Below are 18,226 nucleotides of genomic sequence, written 5' to 3' on the forward strand. Positions count from 1 at the left end.
GATTCACCTTCGATTTCATTGTTCGTCTTGGATGCGTTTATCTCTCCTGGCAGCAGGCTGTCTGTGAATGTTCCTGTCGATTGTAAGTGAGGGACGAGTATTCATCTTCCACCATGGCGCTCGGATCAGGATGTCCTTGAGATCCTTCTGCTCCACTGTGGCCAAGGGCGACATATAAGGAACTCCGAATGAGCGCAATGTGCATACGTGAATGAGAACGGCGAGAATCCCCATAATAACGCCAAGCAATCCCAGCATTCCCGCCAGCAGCATAATCGGAAATCTTATGATGCGCAGCGTAAAGCCGATAGCGTAGTGAGGCACCATAAAGGAAGAAATTCCGGTAATCGCCACGACCATGACCATGGGTGCCGATACGATCCCGGCGGCTACTGCAGCTTGACCGATAACTAGCGCCCCCACGATACTGACCGCCGAGCCGACCTGCTTGGGAAGCCTGACCCCGGCTTCCCGCAGCGCCTCAAATGCAATCTCCATAATCAGTGCCTCTACGATGGCGGGGAAAGGAACCGTCTCTCTTGATGAAGCGATGCTGAAGTACAGAGAAGCCGGCAGCATCTCCTGGTGATAGCTAAGAATCGCAACATATAGGGAAGGCAGCAGCATGGACATGGCCAGGAATACATACCGCAGCCAGCGTGTTGCCGTACTGAAAATATAGCGATCGTAATAATCTTCAGGCGATTGCAGCAGGGAAAAGAAAGAGATCGGAACGATGAGCACGAACGGGGTTCCATTGACGAATATCGCAATTCTGCCTTCCAGCAGATTGGCGGCTACGACATCCGGACGCTCGGTCACGAGCGATCGCGGGAAGGGTGTCAACGACTTATCCTCAATCATCTCCTCGATGTAGGAGGTCTCAAGGATGCCGTCGATATCAATGCTCTTGACGCGGGTTCTAACCTCTTTGAGCAGCTCATCCAGCACAAGTCCCTCAATATAAGTGAGCACAACCTCGGTCCCTGTATATCTGCCGATCGTCATGCTCTCTGTCTTCAAGAGTGGTGTACGGATTTTCCGGCGAACGAGCGACAAGTTGACCGTTAATGTTTCCGTGAAGCCTTCGCGCGGCCCTCTAATGACCGACTCGGCCTGGGGCTCCTCTACGGACCTCTTCTCCGTCTTCGTAATCGCAATTGCGATGCCTTGCCGGTGGCCATCAATAATCAGGACAGCATGTCCGATGGACAGATGGTTCACACAGTCCTGGATTGTATTGACCGGCTTCACTTCCGAAACTGGCAGCGACTTTTCTACAAGATTGCCGATTCCTTCATCCAATGCTGTGCTGCCCTGCATGAGCGGAATGAGCACATACTGGCCGATCCCTTCATGGTCTGTAAGTCCACTAATATAGATAATGGTCGCATTAATATGACCGCTTATCTGGAACGGACGGAAGACTACATCCGAGCATTGCTTATAAACAGCCTGGATCATTCTTATGTTCGCTGTATAACTTTCCGTGAGCTTTTCTTGTGAAGGCTTGTCATTCTCAGGGCGACTATTATTTTTCTGATTAGCTTGGGACCACTTGTGGAGCAGTCTCATTAGTAATCTCATTTGCTTGTCGCTCCTTGTAAGATGATGGAGCTATTTTTTACCATCCTGCAGTAATTTATGCGCTGGTTGCAGAACCTGCCCGCAATCAGCGATCCCTGCTAACTCTGCAGCCCCTGCTTTCCCGTGTTGTGCATTCACAACGTTTGTTCCATTATGCTGTGCAGCAATCGGAATGACTCGCTGCTCCTTCCCATTCCCCGTCTGATCTCGTCCGCAGTTTGGATATAGGGACCGGCACCCAGCTCTCCAGCCCATTGAGCCAGCATCTCCTCTATGCAAGCGGGCGTAGTCTCCAGGTGAAACTGCAGGCCCACTATACGCGCATCATATGCGAAAGCTTGATTGGCGCAGCCATCCGACCAAGCCAGCCGTCTGGCTCCTTGAGGCAGATCAAACGTATCCCCGTGCCACTGAAAACTGTGAAAGTTGGCCGGAATTTCCTTGAACCAAGGATGCTCCTCACCGGTACGAAGGATGCGGTGCCAGCCAATTTCTTTGCAGGTATGCCGATATACCCGGCCTCCCAGCAGCTCAGCCAGCATCTGCGCTCCCAGACAGATGCCGAGCACTTTCTTCCCGCGCAGAATCGCCTGCTCGACGAACCGCTTCTCCTCCGCTAACCAAGGATACAGACTTTCCTGATAGACACTCATCGGCCCGCCCAGAATGATCAATAAATCGATACTGTTAAGCCATTCCATTCTCAAGCCCAGCGAAGGATCATGAACATTCAGCACATGTCCGTGCCTGTTGGACCACATCGACAGCGCGTGAATATCATCAAAAGCAAAATGTTTCAAAGCAAGTATGTTCAAACGGATCACCTTCCTCGTCAAAATCATGGTTATGTTATATTTCCTGTCACCATAGTAGTGGATTAATTGTGATCCCGGTAGATGATTATCCCACTATGTGGGATGATGGAATAAAAAAAAGCAGCCTTGACGGCTCCGCTGCTGATGGCTGCTGTGTACGCAATGTCTGACATTCCTGCAATTGTACTCGGTATCTCTAGCAAACCTCTGTCGCTCTGTCGGACTGCTATAAACGATTCCTCCAGCATTCCTGCTAATGTTCCCGGTATCTCTAGCAAACCTCTGTCGCTCTGTCCGAACTGATATACTCGATTCCTCCAGCATTCCTGACCCTTACTCTAACTGCAGCACTCGATTCCTCCAGCATTCCTGCTATTGTGCATCCTTTGGTGGCCTATTTACTCCGAAATTCAACAATTCCTGCGACAGCGCATCCTTTTATCGACTGAAGCTCAATTTGAAGCGATAATCACTGGAATTCATGCCCTATCGCAGGCTTTTCGCTATTCCAGCGTAATCTGCGGATAATTGATGCACATTTGCATGTTTATTTTGCAGGGGACGCCACCATATGAGAGAGCAGCATATATCGCAATGTGTCCTCTCATCATTATGCTCATTTTCTCCACCCAACTGATCAGCAGCGGTCTACTCCATTTCAACAAACTTTACGGACTCTAATGCTGCTCTGCTCGATAGGTTGACCACCTGCATGTGACGCCAAGCACCGCGCACTGGGAGCTGCAGGCGTTCTACTACTAACATTCCTGCTATTGTGCATCCTTTAGCGACCTATTTACTTCGAAATTCAACAATTCCTGCGACAGCGCATCCTTTTATCGACTGAAGCTCAAATTGATGCGATAATCGCTGGAATTCATGCTCAATCGCAGGCTTTTCGCTATTTCGGCTCATTCTGCGGTAAATTGATGCACTATAGCAGGCTTTGTCTTTAAGCATGAGAGTGACATAGTAGTTAGCTATTCGACGGGTATTTGGACACGCCTATGATGGATTTGCGATGAGCATTCGATGGACATCGACGGATCTTCAACAGGTATGCAACGGCTCGGCTACCATCGGGTATTTGGTATTTGGTATTTGGTATTTGGTATTTGGTATTTGGTATTTGGTATTTGGTATGGGGTATCGGGTATCGGCGTACCCTCGATATGCGTAAGATCGCTGCCCACACCCCATCCTATATGCCCGACGGTTATTCCTGTCGCTGCTGGCGTGCCCGATTGCGGAATCCGAGCTCGGCGGATATCAGATCCGCATACTTCTTGGTGGCCGCACTGAACTTCTCGAGATGCTGCCCAGTGAATCGAACAGACGGTCCGGCGCAATTGAGCGACCCGATGACCGTCTGGTCATACGAGAAGATCGGCGCCCCGATCCCGGTCGTATCCGCAGTTGCTTCACCAGTCGTAATTGCAAAGCCTTGACTTCTGATCAAGTCAAGCTCGCTCTCAATATAAGCTCTAGTGAGCGGCTTTAGTGAAGGAACTGCAGACCAATCGACGTCTGACAGCAATTGATCTCTTGTTCGCTTAGGCAAATAGGCCAGAATGACCCGGTTGGATGCGCCAATAAACAGCGGCAAGCGCAATCCGATCGGCTCCGATATTTTTAGCAGCTGGGGGGAATCGATGCTGTCGATATAGACACCTTCGGCATTTTCACGGGTAGCCAGATATACCGTCTCCTTCGTTCGCTGGCATAATTCCTCCATGAACGGTCTCGCTACGGAACGGAGCATCAGACTATCCCACATGAGGAAGCCGTACTTCATAATGGACAGCCCCAGCTTATACTTCTTTGTCCCCGCATTCTGGGCTACGAACCCGTGGCTGACCAGTGATCCAATAATCCGATGCACGCTCTGCACCGGCATATCCAGCTCCCTGCTAATCTCTGTCACGCTCATTTCCTTCTCGCTGCCTTGCGGAAGAAGGACATCCAGAATCTGAATCGCTTTCGATATGACGCCAGACAGCATTCTCACCCCTTTAGTTCATTCCTGCAACCACACGCTCACGCCTTTAGCAATATTACTCCTGACGTCCAGACGCCGCAGCCTATCCATTATCATACACCTTCCCACTCTCTTCGGGCCACCGGATGTTGCTATTCCGGCTATAATGTGATTACATGAAATCAACCGAACCGAATGATGATGAAAAGAAAAAATAGCGATAAGCCCAGAGAATCGGCTATCGCTATTCAATATGAGGTGATGCAATTGATTCTGCACAAGGGTGAAACATTATTTCGTCAAGGAGAGTCCGGGCCGCTTTACCATCTGGCCAGCGGATTGTTGAAAATTGTACGCCATCATGAAGACGGGCATTCCGTCCTGGTCAATATTATCGTTCCGAACGAAACCATCCCGCATCATTCTTTAATAAGCCCCAAGCCTTACTACGGAACGGCAATCGCGCTTACGACTTGTGAAATTCAAGTGCTGGCTGCGAATGATTGGTATCAGGAATTGAAGGCTAATCCTGAGAAATCCCATCATGTAGCCCTGCAGCTTCAGGATAAATTGCGGATGATGCAGCAGCGGATTGATCAGCTTACCCAAGTAACGCCAGCCGAGAAGCTGCGCAAGCTACAGCTCTGGTTCCAGTCCTACATCGCCCCGGATATGCTGACCGATATTTTGACGCAAGATGAGATCGGACAATTCATCGGCCTGCGCCGGGAGACCGTCAACCGACTGCTGCGGGCCCAGTCCGCACCTGCTGCGCCAGTTAAGTAAACCGCGCAGCGGACAAACGGCTGTGTCATTGCTGTGCAAGCTAAGCCAGACTTTGACTAGGTCCAAAAAACTCAAAATGGATATCTTTCTCCTGCACGCCGCAATCGAGCAGCGCACCATGAATCGCCTTCATGAACGGAGTCGGCCCGCAATAGTAGAAGCCTGCATCTACACCTGGCAGCACCTCGCTCAGCCAGTGGCGGTCAATAAAGCCGGTATGGTGATGCGCAGCTGCTGCCTCATCAGCCTGGGACGGCTGCTCATAGCACCAATAGACTTTCAGCTGCGGATGCAGCCGGGCAAGCTCCTCTACATGATCGCGCAGCGCGTGAACCTGCCCATTGCGTGCAGCATGAATGAACGTCACCTGCCGCTGCGGATTTGAAGCTGTCACCGTATTCAGCATACTGATCATTGGGGTTAAACCAACCCCCCCGCTCATAAGTACAAGCGGCCGGGCATCATCAGTATCCAATACAAAGTCTCCAGCAGGAGCAGTCAGCAGCAGCTCCCCGCCTTCTTCGATATGCTCGTGCAGGAAGACAGATACCTTGCCAGCCGGATGATCCCCAATCGCATCCTCGCGTTTGACAGAGATCCGGTAATAGCTTTGACCGGGAGCATCAGATAAGCTGTATTGACGAATATGCGTATAGGAATCCCCTGGTATATTGACCTTGATGCTGACATACTGCCCCGGTTGATAGAGGGCCAGCGCCCTTCCATCCTGGGGAACCAGATAGAACGACGTAATGACATCGCTCTCCCGTACTTTTCTCACCACACGGAACGCTCTATAGTCAGCCCAGCCCCCTGCCTGCTCCTCCGACTCGCGGTACATCTCCGCCTCGACATTAATAAATACATCTGCGATGACTCCGTAAGCCTCAGCCCATGCTCCCATAATCTCGTCCGTGGCAGCATCTCCAAGCACATCCTTAATAGCGGCTAATAAATTCTCCCCCACAATAGGATAGTGCTCCGCCCGCACACCCAGACTGCGGTGCTTATGGGCAATCCCTTTCACAACAGGGAGAATGCTCTCCAATTTGTCAATATGCAGGGCGGCCGCGTAGACCACATTAGCCAGCGCGGTCTGCTGACGGCCCTGCTTTTGATTCGCATGATTGAAGATGTTTAATAGTTCGGGATGGTTCGTGAACAGCAGCTGATAGAATCTCGTCGTTATGGCCGTACCGTGGACTTCCAGTACAGGCACGGTGGATTTGATTGTCTGTATCGTTGCTTCATTAAGCATTTGGCTCGCCTCGCCTTATTATTGGTTTTGTATGAGCTAAGTATAAACAAGACGACAGCGAGCGCGTGTGATTATAATCACACCAAATGCCAACAATCTGTGACAAAGAGCAGAACGATCCTATCCCTCTATCCCTCTATCCCTTCATACCGCTGCTGAAGCATAAGTGTTATAAGCTCAATCTCCAGAAGAAAGTTCTTATTCCAGCTCTCAATTGTAGACGGGTGATGAAGCTCTGTACTATACTCCCAATCGATAACAATATCCTCATTCTCAACACCGCAGCTGATCAGAATCCAATTGGAGCGCACCATATCGCCACTTGCGTCGCGGAGCGGAAAATCGACTGTGGTAATGCCATCCAGCTGGACGGTCTCCTCATCGATACTTTGAATGCCCTTGAAATTGAAATTGACTTGCGGATCAGGAATCTGCATCATCTTCTCGCGAATTTCCTGCGAAGGGTGGCAATATTTGAGCAGGCCATAGCTGTTATCCTTGGGAATGAGACGATTCTGCCTCCGGATGTCCATAAGGAAATCAAAGGTGTTGGCATCGGACTGATAACGGTATTGCACCGGAAACATGCTGTTCATCCAGCCCATTGTATTGGCCAGCTCCAACTCGGACGAATACGGGTAACGGCCCGTATCAAAAATATTCATGAGCAAATGATCCTTGCCCGACCATCGGCTGTAACTGGATAGATACGCGGCGACCATAATATCGTTAAGCTGGATACCATCCTGCTTCAAGGCTTTCTTCAATATGCCCAGCGTTCCTTTGATGGGATACTTCATTTTCAGCGGCTTGAAGGACCAGCTTATACATTCCCCATCCGGATTATCGACTGGTATATTATGATCATACTTTGTGATCTCAAGCCAGTAATCCAGCTGCTTCTCGCATGCCTCGCTCTCTGCATAATGCATCATTGCCCTGGCAAATTTGGCGTAGGAGGAGGTTCGCGGCGGCAGCACGATTTCTTTGCCCTCCATCTGTGCCTGCAGGCTGATGATCATCTCTGACCTTAGAATGTCCAATGAATATTTATCCATGCAATAATGATGGATGAAGTAACACAGCTCGCTTGGCTTGCCTGCGCCATAATCAAACAGCCGCAGACCAAACAACGGACCATGCTCCAGATTGGTCTCTTCTTCCAATTCCCTGAATCTCTTAAGCTTGTAATCGAATTGCTCCTCTTCCGGGATTACCGTCATATCAATTCTCTTAAAAGGAACCTCACCGTCAAACGGTACAATCCGTTCAATCCATCCCTGCTCCGTCTTGATAAACCGGCCCCGCAGCGCGTCATGACGCTCTATCATCAGCTTGACTGCATTGTGGACCCATTCCGGATTCAACTGAATCGGGAATTGGAAGAGCAGCTTGTCCCCCCACAGATTCAAATCCGGATTGTTAGGGAACGACAAGCTATAGGCAATGTTCGGGTGAATCGGTATCTCTCCCGTCTCATCCTCTACATCCTCCTCCGAGCGGTTGCTGAAGGATAAATGCGGCGACAAGCTGTCGATGGTCAAATAGACGAACAAATCCTGCACCGAAACTTTCAAGCCCCGCTGTGACAAGGCGGTATTGACCTGGATGATCTGCATGGAGCTTCCGCCCAGATCGAAGAAATGATCCTTAATGCCTACCCGCTCAATATTCAGGATCTTCGTCCATACGTCGCATACAATTGCTTCAATCTCATTCCGTGGAGCCTCATACTCGGTATCCGTTATAACAGAATCGCCCGGAGCAGGCAGTGCCTTGCGATCCAGCTTGCCGTTGGATGTAACGGGCATCCGGTCCAAATGAACGAAATGCCCTGGTATCATATAAGCCGGAAGCGTCTGAGCCAAATAATCACGCCATACACTGACAGCACACTGGGATTCGGCTACAATGTATGCGCACAGCGTCTTCTCGCCATCCTCTCTCGCACGATCAATGACAATAGCTTCCTTGACAAGCGGATGCTTGATCAGCTGCGCCTGAATTTCTCCAAGCTCTACGCGGTAGCCGCGAATCTTCACCTGATGATCAGACCTGCCCATAAATTCCATGTTGCCGTCCGCCATCCATCTTGCCAGATCTCCCGTCTTGTACATCACCGCTCCCGGCTCCAGCCCGAACGGATCAGGAATGAAACGCTCCTTCGTAATAACAGGATCGGTATAGCCGCTGGCCAAGCATTCGCCCCCGATATACAAGTCCCCATTCACATGGTAAGGGCACGGCTCCAGCGACTCATTCAAAATATAGTAACGCGCATTAGCGATTGGCCGTCCATACGGTATACTTGCCCAATCCGGATCAACTTGCCCGATCGGGAAGAAGTTGGACCACACCGCAGCTTCTGTCGCGCCGCCCAAGCCAATGACCTGCACCCCGGGGAAATTCCGCTTCAACGTGTCCGGCAGCGTGAGCGGTATCCAGTCCCCGCTCAGGAAGACGAGGCGCAGCGCGCTTGTGGAGCAGTCCACATTCCCTTGCTCCATAAGAATGGCCAGCTGCTGCAATGCCGCAGGAGCCGAATCCCAGAACGTAATGCCTTCGTTCGCCACAATAGCCAGCAGCCGCTCCGGATTGCGAACCTCCTCCTCCGATGCGATTCGAATGGAGCCGCCCGCAGACAGCGTGCCGAATATATCATATACAGAGAGATCGAAGCATAGGGAGGTCAGGAACAGCAAGCGATCCGTTGAACACACCCCGAATGTGCCATTCACCCACTGCATCAGATTGATCACCGGACGATGGGTGACAACGACCCCCTTAGGAACACCAGTGGAGCCGGATGTGAATATCGTATACGCCTTCGTGCCGGCATCCGTCCTTGCGGCGACATTATCTCCGCTATAGGAGGAGATATGATGACGCGTCCAATATTGGAGCGAACCCGCCCCTTCCCCGGCAGCCGCATTCATCCCTGCGTTCGATGAATCCGTCTTGCGAATAACGACATCGAAGCGGTATTGAAGCTCGTTGTCGAATAGGCCGTCACGCCGGATAATCTCGACACTTCCGATTGCCTCCAACCGATTGTTAAGCTGCTGGAACAACCGGGCATCGCAGTACAGTTCCCCGTCAAAATTGCTCTTGCTTCGCGCAGACTCGGGATGAGCTTGCTTGAACTGCTCAATGGATGCGATAAAAGCATCCTTGCGGCCGATATCCATAATATCCGCAACAATGAATGCCCCGCCCGGCTTCAACAGGCTCATTGCGCTGCGGATAACATCCTCCAGATAGAAGTAACCCGGGAAAAACTGCACCGTACTTGCCATGATGATGGCATCATAGGTTTCTGTAAGCAGGTCGGATACTTCATGGGCATACCCCTTCACCCATTCCAGGTTAGACACTCCCAGCTCCGCACTTCTCCTGATGTTATGTCCGATCATTCCTGAGGATGGATCCATCCCGACTCCCTTATGAATAAGCGGCGCAAGCTCTGACAGAATATGTCCCGGACCGCAGCCGATCTCAAGCACTTTGGAGCTCTCGTTCACATGCGGCTTCACGAGGTCTGTCACGTACTGAACATATTGATTGACATCCTTCTCGGAGAAGGACTCTCCTGTATAGCTGCTTCTGAATCCGCCCACTGTCACTTCATCCGTAGCAGATTCCGCCACATGATCCCACAGCGCCTCGACCTCGGAATGATTGATCCATTCCGGTCCGGGTACCTTCTCGTTGACATCCATATAGACGATATCCTGCAGGGACGGCACCTTCCACAACAGCTCCTGGAAGGGCACCGCGATTGTATGCTTCGTTAACAGGACACGAACATCCAGTCCGTTCAGAATCGTCTCTATTCTCGCTTTAGGCGTGTTAGGCTCCAGCGGCACATAGGCGCCTCCTGCCTTCAGAACAGCCAGAACAGCCACAATCATATCCGGTGTCCGGTCCATAATTACCGCAACATCAAGCCCCTGCTGTATCCCGCGCTTCTGGAGAAGCGCCGCGAGCCGGTTCGCCTCTTCATTGAGCTGCCGATATGTTAAGGATGCAGCTCCGCCCACAACCGCGATTCCGTCCGGCTGAAGCCGTGCCTGCTCTTCGAAGCTCTGATGGATCAGCTCATGCCTTGCGTAAGGCTGCTGCGTTTCATTCAGTTCGTTCATCCATGCCAGCGCCGCCTGCTCGCGGAACAGCCGCAGGCCCGCTCTGCTGACCGTTACATCCTCCACTGCTTGCTCCATTACCGTTACGAAGCAGGCCAGCAATTGACGAACAACATGGGCTTGCAGCCGGTTGCTGTTATAGTCGCATCTGATGCCCAGGATGTCGCCCGTCCGCTCGATCAGGAAAGAGCAATCCGGGCTGTACTCCTGCTTGAGTGACCGGTAGACCTCAGCGCTGTGTATGGCATCCATCGCGAATAGAAAATGTCCGAACAGCTTATCGGGCTCCACCTGCAAATCCCCCGCCAATTTGCTGAAAGGATAATGCTGGTTCTTATAGCCTTCTACGACAGTCTGCTGTACAAGCGCGAGAAGCTGCTTGTAGCTTGTCCCGTCCTCCATCGCATTGCGGAACAGCACGAAAGCATTGCCGGTGAGCGGTGCTTCTGTTCCGCCTCCAGCGATAAACACCGGCGAGGCAACAGTAACCTCCTCCTTGTTCAGCAGCTTGGAGAGAAACAAATTAAAGCCTGTCAAAAGCAGAACATACAAGGACAAATCCTTTCCTTTGCCCATCGCGATCAACCGTTCAGTTAATGGAGCAGACAATGCGATCCGTTCGCTCTTCTCCAGATAGCTGGGAGCTGTTCCGTAACGGGGGAAGAAACGATTCTCCTCCCATTCGCCTTGCAATCGTTCCAACCAGTAATTTCTTGCAGTTTCGAACGTTTCCAGGCTTAACAACCCTTTTTCCATGACCCTCAATTCCTCCTTTAGAGTAGATTACAAATCAAAATCTATGTCAAGCGCATCCTCTGTTTGCGCTATTGAACCGAGCAATTGACTTTTCAATCCCTCATCTACGATGTCGATTTGACCCAGCAGAGACTCTGGCTGCTCCATGACTTTGCCGGCTACCTGCAGCAATGCCTCCATGAACAATTCTGCACTCTCTCTTTTGAACAGACTGCTGGCATATTCCAGTTCAAACCCGATCCCGTCCTCATCCTCTGTGGCCCACAGCGTCAAGTCAAATTTGGCTGCCGATACCGTATCGCCATAGGTACGAACCGATATATCTTCCAGATCGAAGCGGGGCATGTCCATATTCTGCAGTGCAAAGGAAACGTTGAAGAGCGGATTGATTCCCGGCTCTCTTCTGATCTTCAAAGCATGCACCATCTCATCGAATGGATATTGCTGATGCTGGAACGCACTGAGGACCGTCTCCTTCACTTCAGCCAAATAGGCCAGGAATGGCTTCGAGGAGAGAGGTGCGCTGCGCATCGGCAGCATGTTGACGAACATGCCGACAATATCATTAACCTCTGCCACAGGACGTCCGGCTACTGGCGTCCCTACTACAATATCGTTTTGAAGTGCCAGCTTGGACAGCGTAATGCTGTAGATCGCCAGCAGCGCCATATACACCGTAGTACCTGTAAGGCTCGTTAATTGATTCAACTGCTCCCTCTGGCTGGCATCCAGCCGTGCCCGCAGCCGTTCTCCGGCATAAGACGACAATTCAGGCCGCTCATAATCAAGCGGCAGCAGAACCGGGGGCGCAGCCTCGGCAAACACGGACTTCCAATAGCTCTCATGCACAGCCACTGAACCGATTTCCACCTGCTTTTGCTGCCAGACGGCATAATCCTTATATTGAATAGCGAGCGGCGCCAATTCCTTGCCTTCATACAAAGCCATATAATCTCGCAGCAGATTCGCCACAGAGACACCGTCGGAAATAATATGATGCATATCGACAAGCAGAATAGCTCTATCAGATTGAATCAGCAGCAGCTCCATGCGCAGCAGCGGAGCATGTCCGAGGTCAAATGGCTGCAGGAATGCTTTCGTTCTGTCCTCCACCTCAGATTCTGACGCTTGCACAACCGATAGCTTGAACGTCGGCTGTTCGTGGATGATTTGTACAGGCTCGCCATCCTGCCAATGAAACGATGTCCGCAGCGATTCATGTCTCTGAATCAACTGGCGGGCCGCATTCTCAAGCCGACCCGGATCGATTGTGCCGCGGATCTCCATGAAGATCGGTATGTTGTATGCAACTCCAGTCCCTTCATGCCCGCTAAGGATGAACATTCGTGTCTGGGCTGGAGACAGCGGGTAACGGTCGCTTGGCGGCGCAGGCTCGATAACAATCCGCTCTACTTCCTCCCCGCTTTCAATGATCCGGGCAAGCGCTTCAATCGTCGGCGCCTCCATAAACTGGCTAATCGTTACTTGCCGTCCAAAGGCAGCGTATATATCCGATATCATCGTCATGGCCTTCAAGGAATGGCCGCCGATCTCGAAGAAATTCTCCCGAACGCCGATCCCGTCACGCCTTAATGTTTTTTTCCATATTTGAAGAAGCTCCTCCTCAAACCGCGTTGAAGGAGCATCGTCCCCTTCAGCAGCAGAGCTGTTTGCAGTGAATTGCTCCGGATCCGGCAGAGCCTTGCGATCGACTTTGCCATTGGGAGTCAGGGGCAGCTGGTCCATTCTGTAGAAGAAGGACGGAATCATGTAATCCGGCAGCTGTTCGCTCATGAAGGCCCGCAGTTCCGGGGTGGAGATTGCATCCTCCGACACGTAGTAGGCGTACAGTACGGCTCCGCCCTCTTCCTGTCTGGCAATGACTACACCCTGCGTCAATCCGGAATAAGCGGACAAGCGGTTCTCAATCTCGCCCAGCTCGATTCTAAAGCCTCTGATCTTCAACTGATCATCCAGCCGGCCCAAATATTCAATATTGCCGTCGGGAAGCCAGCGCGCCATATCGCCGGTTCCATACATTCTGCTCCCCGTACGATAAGGATCAGCTACGAACTTCTCCCTGCTCAGCTCTTCACGATTCCGGTAGCCCCGCGCAATGCCGGGACTGGATATATATAACTCGCCAGCTAATCCGAGGGGCATATGCTGATGCTCATGATTCAGAATGTAGATGCGATTGTTGAGGATTGGTGTCCCGATCGGGACCGTGCCATTCTCGAATTCCCTCCCGTTCTCAAAGCGGCTTCTCGTTCCTTTGCTGCTCCACATTGTCGCACATATAGTCGCTTCCGTTGGTCCGTAAGCATTAATAAATTCGATCTCTGCACTCCACTTGCGCACCAGCTCGGAGGAGACCGCAGAACCGGCTGTTATAACCATCCGCAGACTGCCTGTATCTTCGGGGTTCAGATAGGCCAAGTAATTCGGAGGCAGTGTTACGACTGTAATCCCGTTAGCATGCAGGTAGCTTGCGAATGCTTCAAAGCTGTTGACCGTATCCTCCGGCACCATATGCAGCTCCGCTCCCGTATGAAGCGCCATGAACATCTCCCAGACCGATGCGTCAAAGGAAGGGCTAGCGAACTGCACAATGGCATCCTCGGGAGTAATGGCCAGCTCTTGGCTGAATGTCTCCTTGAGAGCAGCCAAGCCTCTATGCTGGAGCATAACTCCTTTCGGCAAGCCGGTCGAACCGGATGTATAGATCATATAAGCCAAATGCTCCGGTGACGGATCTGCTTGCAAATTCTCGGATGATCCCTTCTCCTCATCAGCTGCATCCTGCAGGTCCAGCACATGCAGCTCCTCAGGCAGCAGAGATGTGTACTTCATATCTGCAATTGCAAGTCCCGCACCGCTGTCCTGCAGCATATAGGCGATGCGCTCTGCAGGATAGGACGGATCGACGGGCAGGAATGCGCCGCCAGCCTTCAATATGGCCAGCATAGCAATAATCCGCTCTGCAGTCCGGTCGGCGATGAGGGCGACGATGACGTCTGGGCCGACCCCCTTGTCAGCAAGCACATGGGCAAGACGGTTCGCTCTTTCGTTCAATTCCGCATACGTCAGACGGAACTCCCCGCTAACCACCGCCGTCCTGCCGGGATGCTCGCTTGCGATCCGCTCGAACAGCCGGGAAGCAGACAGGTGAGATGCATAAGGGGTGTCCGTCTGATTGAATTGATTCGTAATCTGATGCTTCTCTTCTTCTGCAACCAGCTCAAGCTGATTCACGCTCAAATCCGGATGATGAAGGAACTGATCCAGCAGCCGGCACAATGCGGATGCAATCGTTTCTATCGTCGTCTGCTTAAAGCGCAGCGCATCGTATTGAATTTCAAATTCCAATATCTGCGTCGCAGCATCATTCCGGCTGAACCGGAATACGAGATCATTATGGGGGAGCTCTCTGGGCTTCAGCGCTTGTCCATGAATAGCATCATAAGCGAACACGATCCTGAATACCGGCTCATTCGCCAAACCCAGCTTATCGAGCAATTTTCCGATGGGATAGTACTGATAATTGTAAGCGTCAGCGACATTCAGCTTGACCGATTGAAGAACTTCCTTGCAGGTCATCTCGCCGCTCATAAGCGACCTTAGCAGGACAAACGAATTGTCGTCCTCGTCCTGTGCGTATGCAGTATGAATAGGCGAGCCGATGATGATATCCCTCTGAGCCGTGACCTTGCAGACCAGCGTTTGCAGGACGGATACCAGAAACACACTGATCAGCCCGTCATTTCCTTTGCAGCGCTGCAACAGCGCTTCTGATAGCGCCGGGGGCATAGAGCAGCGGTGAATGCCCTCAGATTTATCGGCATGCTTCACAGAGTCACCTTGGAATGAAGGTGCTGTGGGCAAATCTCTTAATTTATCGAGCCAGTATAATTCGGCTTGACGAAACTCCTCGGTTGTTGATTGTTCCCAGCCTGCGGGAGCTATTGCATCCCTGTTCATTATTTTTCCTCCCTCGTATTTTAACTCGAAGTGCAGCGTGAACCTGCATCGGTTTTACGTGGAAGCCCGCATGCCTGCTGTATGGTCAGTCTCCTCTATTTCACATATGTGATTTCTATATTTGACTGCAGCCGGACAATGCTGGACCTTCCCCTGTACATCTCTCTTTAGACAGTTGTTATATTGTCCCAGATTAGGAATCCGCCCGTTTTGACTGCTCCATTAATCCCCTTATACAACTGTTGTGACCTTACATGGGCCACCAAGTATTCTTCAACAGAATTTCACAAAACCCTCCTTCCAGGTGGTCATTTTTACAAATTTTCATGCAAAAAAAGCTAAATTACAGTCGATCATCGACAATAACTTCGCTTTTTCTCAGTATTATATTTATGATGACTGATTTGCACCCTGTTTACAGTCACCAAGTACAGCTGAAGGAGGTCCCAACACATCCGTTCAATACACCTGAAATCTCCTTATCTCTGTATAAAATGGGGCATTATAGCTACCCTCATTTTCCAGTAGTTAATGAAGCAGAATAGGGGTAATTGCAATGCCGGATGGAAAGCTGCCTGTGGGCAAAATGGCGATCGGCAGCTGGCTCTGCACATCAATTACAGCCACATAGCCGAACGTCAGCATCGTGACATACACCTTCGTTCCGTCCGTGGTGACGGCCAGACCAGCTGCATTGCTCCCCTCCGGCAGATCGATCGTCGTCAGAATCTCATTGCGCGCCAGATTCAGCACCATAATCTCATCGCTGCCTCTGTTCGCCATATAAGCGAGCGCCCCATCTGGCGTGATGACGATATTTTGCGGATCGCTGCCGCGATCCAGCTTAATCGTCCCGCAGATCTTGCAGGTTTTGGCCGCAATAATATGAACGCAATCGGATTGCACATCACCTGCGTAGAGGAATTGTCCGTCGGGGGCTGCCGCCAGGCAAGAAGGCTTGCTCCCTTTGGGCAGACGAATGGAAGCCGTTATCTCATCCGAGACTGTATCCAGTACAACAATAGTCCCTGTGTTCATACAGCTGCAATAGACCTTCTGGCCGCATGGCGATACCGCCAGCACAGAGGGATCGCTATTATCAGGCAGAGGGATCGAACGAATGATGGTATTGCTGATCGTATCGATAACAGTAACCGTATCCTCTACCAAGGTTGTAACATAGACCTTATCAATTAACGGAATGCACTTGATTGCAAAAGGGATCCGGTTAGCCGGAAGAGTGATCTCCGCTGCAATCCCATGTGCAATCGTATCGATCACTCTAATCGTGTGATCGCCGTGGCAGGTAACATAGATGTTGGAGCCGTCAGGCGCAGCATCCAGAAGACGGGGACTGCTGCCGGACGGCAGCTTGACCGTAGCGACCTTCGTATTCGTCGAGGTCTGAATAACGGTGATTGTATGCTGGGTATGATTGACCACATAAGCTAGCAGCAGCTCTTCCAATCTGGCCGGCATGACGGGAAGGAGATACTGTCTGACAACTTCCTCCGCATCGCTAAATTCTGCCACAGTCGCAATAACATCTCCGGCCCCCAAGCCGTTCGTCACGACCCGCACGCCAAAGACATCCAGCCCATCAATATCATATCCTTCCGTATAGATGGATCCCTGCTGTCCTGCTGGCTGCAGATGGATCAGCTTGGCGGCCGTGGTACATGTATTGCCGAATCCTTCGCTCTTCCCTGTCAGCGTATAGATCTGTATGCCGGCTAGCGCCTTCTGCCTTCCTGTATTCATAGCGGTTATTGAGAGTCTGACCGTTCGTGAAGTGTCCCGGTTCATCTGCAGGCCTGTATCCAATACCGGCATAATTCTGTCCGCCTCCTCTACCCTTCCATTCCATATGTTATGAAATGGTAGAGAGAACGGCGCGTGGCAATACCCTAGCGGAATCAAGTAGATTCACATTCCCGCTAGTTGTAATAAGCCAACAATTCCGCTGCAATCTCAGACAAGCATTGTTTCACCCCGTCCGGTTCCAGAACACGGATCTTGCCGCCGAATGACAGAAGATAATAGGGAACCTGTGTATATAAAGTAAGCTCATCGAGCTTGAATCGCGCTTCGCCAGCCGTTCGCTCCGCTAATGCATGGCCCATCAGCCAATGCTGACAGATATCATCGATCGCCTGCGGATTACCTGCCAGAACAAGATCGACCTCTTCTCCCCCGCGCTCTTTGTCCGGAAGCAGATGCTGAAGCAGGTATTGACGGGCAGAGAAATTGTCCGGCCGGATGAATGTGCCAGCCGTTTCTGCCAGCTCCAGAATGCGCTCCAGACGAAAGCTCCGGATCTCCTGTCTGAAATGACAATGGCCGATAACGTACCATTTGCTCTTCCAGTGTACGAGTCCGTATGGATCAACTTGTCGGAAGCGGACTGCGCCTTCATACCCTGACTTGTATTTCATCCCTATCGTTGTTCCTTCTGCAATCGAGGTTTCCAGCAGCTGCAAATTTGCAACAAGTGCCGAATCTAGCGGAGGATGAATGACCTCCAGTCCTCCCTCATGCTTCTCAATAGCTTGAAGCTGCTGCGGGTTCGTATATCGCTTGAGCTTCATAATTGCGCGATTCAATGCGTCCCCATGCGGATAGCCTGCTTCATGTGCGAATACAGCCGCCTGAACAAGCGCCTTCTGTTCATCAGGATCAAACAGCAGCGGCGCGTCCTGAAAATGATGGTGCAGCCTGTAGCCGCCATTGCGGCCGGATTCGGCAATAATCGGAACCCCTGTTATGCATAGGGCATCTATGCATCTATACACGGTTCGAATATGAATCTCCAACTCTTCCGCCAACTCCTTGGCCGACATTTGCTTGCGGGTCTTCAACAGCCATAAAATAGACAGCATATGATCCGCCTTTGACATCGCTGCTCCTCCTTCCTTGCCTATAG

9 protein-coding genes are annotated in these 18,226 nt (G+C 51.4%); 1 reads left to right on the top strand and 8 read right to left on the bottom strand.

Features of this window, described 5'->3' with window-relative positions; translation table 11 throughout:
* Positions 1-15: 15 nt before the first annotated feature.
* The 3 genes from K0T92_RS20565 to K0T92_RS20575 form a co-directional block, all read right to left on the bottom strand.
* A complete protein-coding gene (locus K0T92_RS20565; RefSeq protein ID WP_246628315.1) occupies positions 16-1,587 on the bottom strand; it encodes a spore germination protein in 1,572 nt (523 codons plus the stop codon).
* Between the two features lie 134 nt (positions 1,588-1,721).
* Positions 1,722-2,411 (bottom strand): type 1 glutamine amidotransferase, encoded by a 690-nt coding sequence (locus tag K0T92_RS20570; protein ID WP_343223756.1) that lies wholly within the window; start codon positions 2,409-2,411, stop codon positions 1,722-1,724.
* A gap of 1,207 nt (positions 2,412-3,618) precedes the next feature.
* Positions 3,619-4,404, bottom strand: a complete 786-nt coding sequence (locus K0T92_RS20575; RefSeq protein ID WP_246628322.1) for an IclR family transcriptional regulator — start codon at positions 4,402-4,404, stop codon at positions 3,619-3,621.
* A gap of 243 nt (positions 4,405-4,647) precedes the next feature.
* Here K0T92_RS20575 and K0T92_RS20580 point away from each other — a divergent pair, with 243 nt between their 5' ends.
* Positions 4,648-5,166: a Crp/Fnr family transcriptional regulator gene (locus tag K0T92_RS20580; protein WP_219874408.1), complete on the top strand. Its 519-nt coding sequence runs from the start codon at positions 4,648-4,650 to the stop codon at positions 5,164-5,166.
* A 40-nt stretch (positions 5,167-5,206) separates the two neighbouring features.
* Here K0T92_RS20580 and hmpA read toward each other — a convergent pair whose 3' ends face one another.
* The 5 genes from hmpA to K0T92_RS20605 form a co-directional block, all read right to left on the bottom strand.
* The gene (hmpA, locus tag K0T92_RS20585; protein ID WP_219874364.1) at positions 5,207-6,424 is read right to left on the bottom strand and encodes an NO-inducible flavohemoprotein; all 1,218 of its coding nucleotides are present in this window, start codon (positions 6,422-6,424) and stop codon (positions 5,207-5,209) included.
* 128 nt (positions 6,425-6,552) lie between these two features.
* Complete coding sequence (locus tag K0T92_RS20590; protein ID WP_219874365.1) at positions 6,553-11,322, bottom strand: AMP-binding protein; 4,770 nt, start codon at positions 11,320-11,322, stop codon at positions 6,553-6,555.
* A gap of 27 nt (positions 11,323-11,349) precedes the next feature.
* Entirely contained in the window at positions 11,350-15,303 is a 3,954-nt protein-coding gene (locus K0T92_RS20595; protein ID WP_219874366.1) for a non-ribosomal peptide synthetase, read from the bottom strand.
* A 528-nt stretch (positions 15,304-15,831) separates the two neighbouring features.
* Positions 15,832-17,136: a YVTN family beta-propeller repeat protein gene (locus K0T92_RS20600; protein WP_219874367.1), complete on the bottom strand. Its 1,305-nt coding sequence runs from the start codon at positions 17,134-17,136 to the stop codon at positions 15,832-15,834.
* 104 nt (positions 17,137-17,240) lie between these two features.
* On the bottom strand, positions 17,241-18,200 hold the full coding sequence (locus tag K0T92_RS20605; RefSeq protein WP_219874368.1) for a helix-turn-helix transcriptional regulator: 960 nt from the start codon (positions 18,198-18,200) through the stop codon (positions 17,241-17,243).
* Positions 18,201-18,226 lie beyond the last annotated feature (26 nt).

The organism is Paenibacillus oenotherae (assembly GCF_019443105.1).
Classification (GTDB): domain Bacteria; phylum Bacillota; class Bacilli; order Paenibacillales; family Paenibacillaceae; genus Paenibacillus_Z; species Paenibacillus_Z oenotherae.

Coding starts and splice junctions, on each gene's coding strand:
- hmpA (WP_219874364.1), bottom strand. CDS start 6,424: ATGCTTAATGAAGCAACGATACAGACAATCAAATCCACCGTGCCTGTA.
- K0T92_RS20605 (WP_219874368.1), bottom strand. CDS start 18,200: ATGTCAAAGGCGGATCATATGCTGTCTATTTTATGGCTGTTGAAGACC.
- K0T92_RS20575 (WP_246628322.1), bottom strand. CDS start 4,404: ATGCTGTCTGGCGTCATATCGAAAGCGATTCAGATTCTGGATGTCCTT.
- K0T92_RS20590 (WP_219874365.1), bottom strand. CDS start 11,322: ATGGAAAAAGGGTTGTTAAGCCTGGAAACGTTCGAAACTGCAAGAAAT.
- K0T92_RS20595 (WP_219874366.1), bottom strand. CDS start 15,303: ATGAACAGGGATGCAATAGCTCCCGCAGGCTGGGAACAATCAACAACC.
- K0T92_RS20600 (WP_219874367.1), bottom strand. CDS start 17,136: ATGCCGGTATTGGATACAGGCCTGCAGATGAACCGGGACACTTCACGA.
- K0T92_RS20565 (WP_246628315.1), bottom strand. CDS start 1,587: ATGAGATTACTAATGAGACTGCTCCACAAGTGGTCCCAAGCTAATCAG.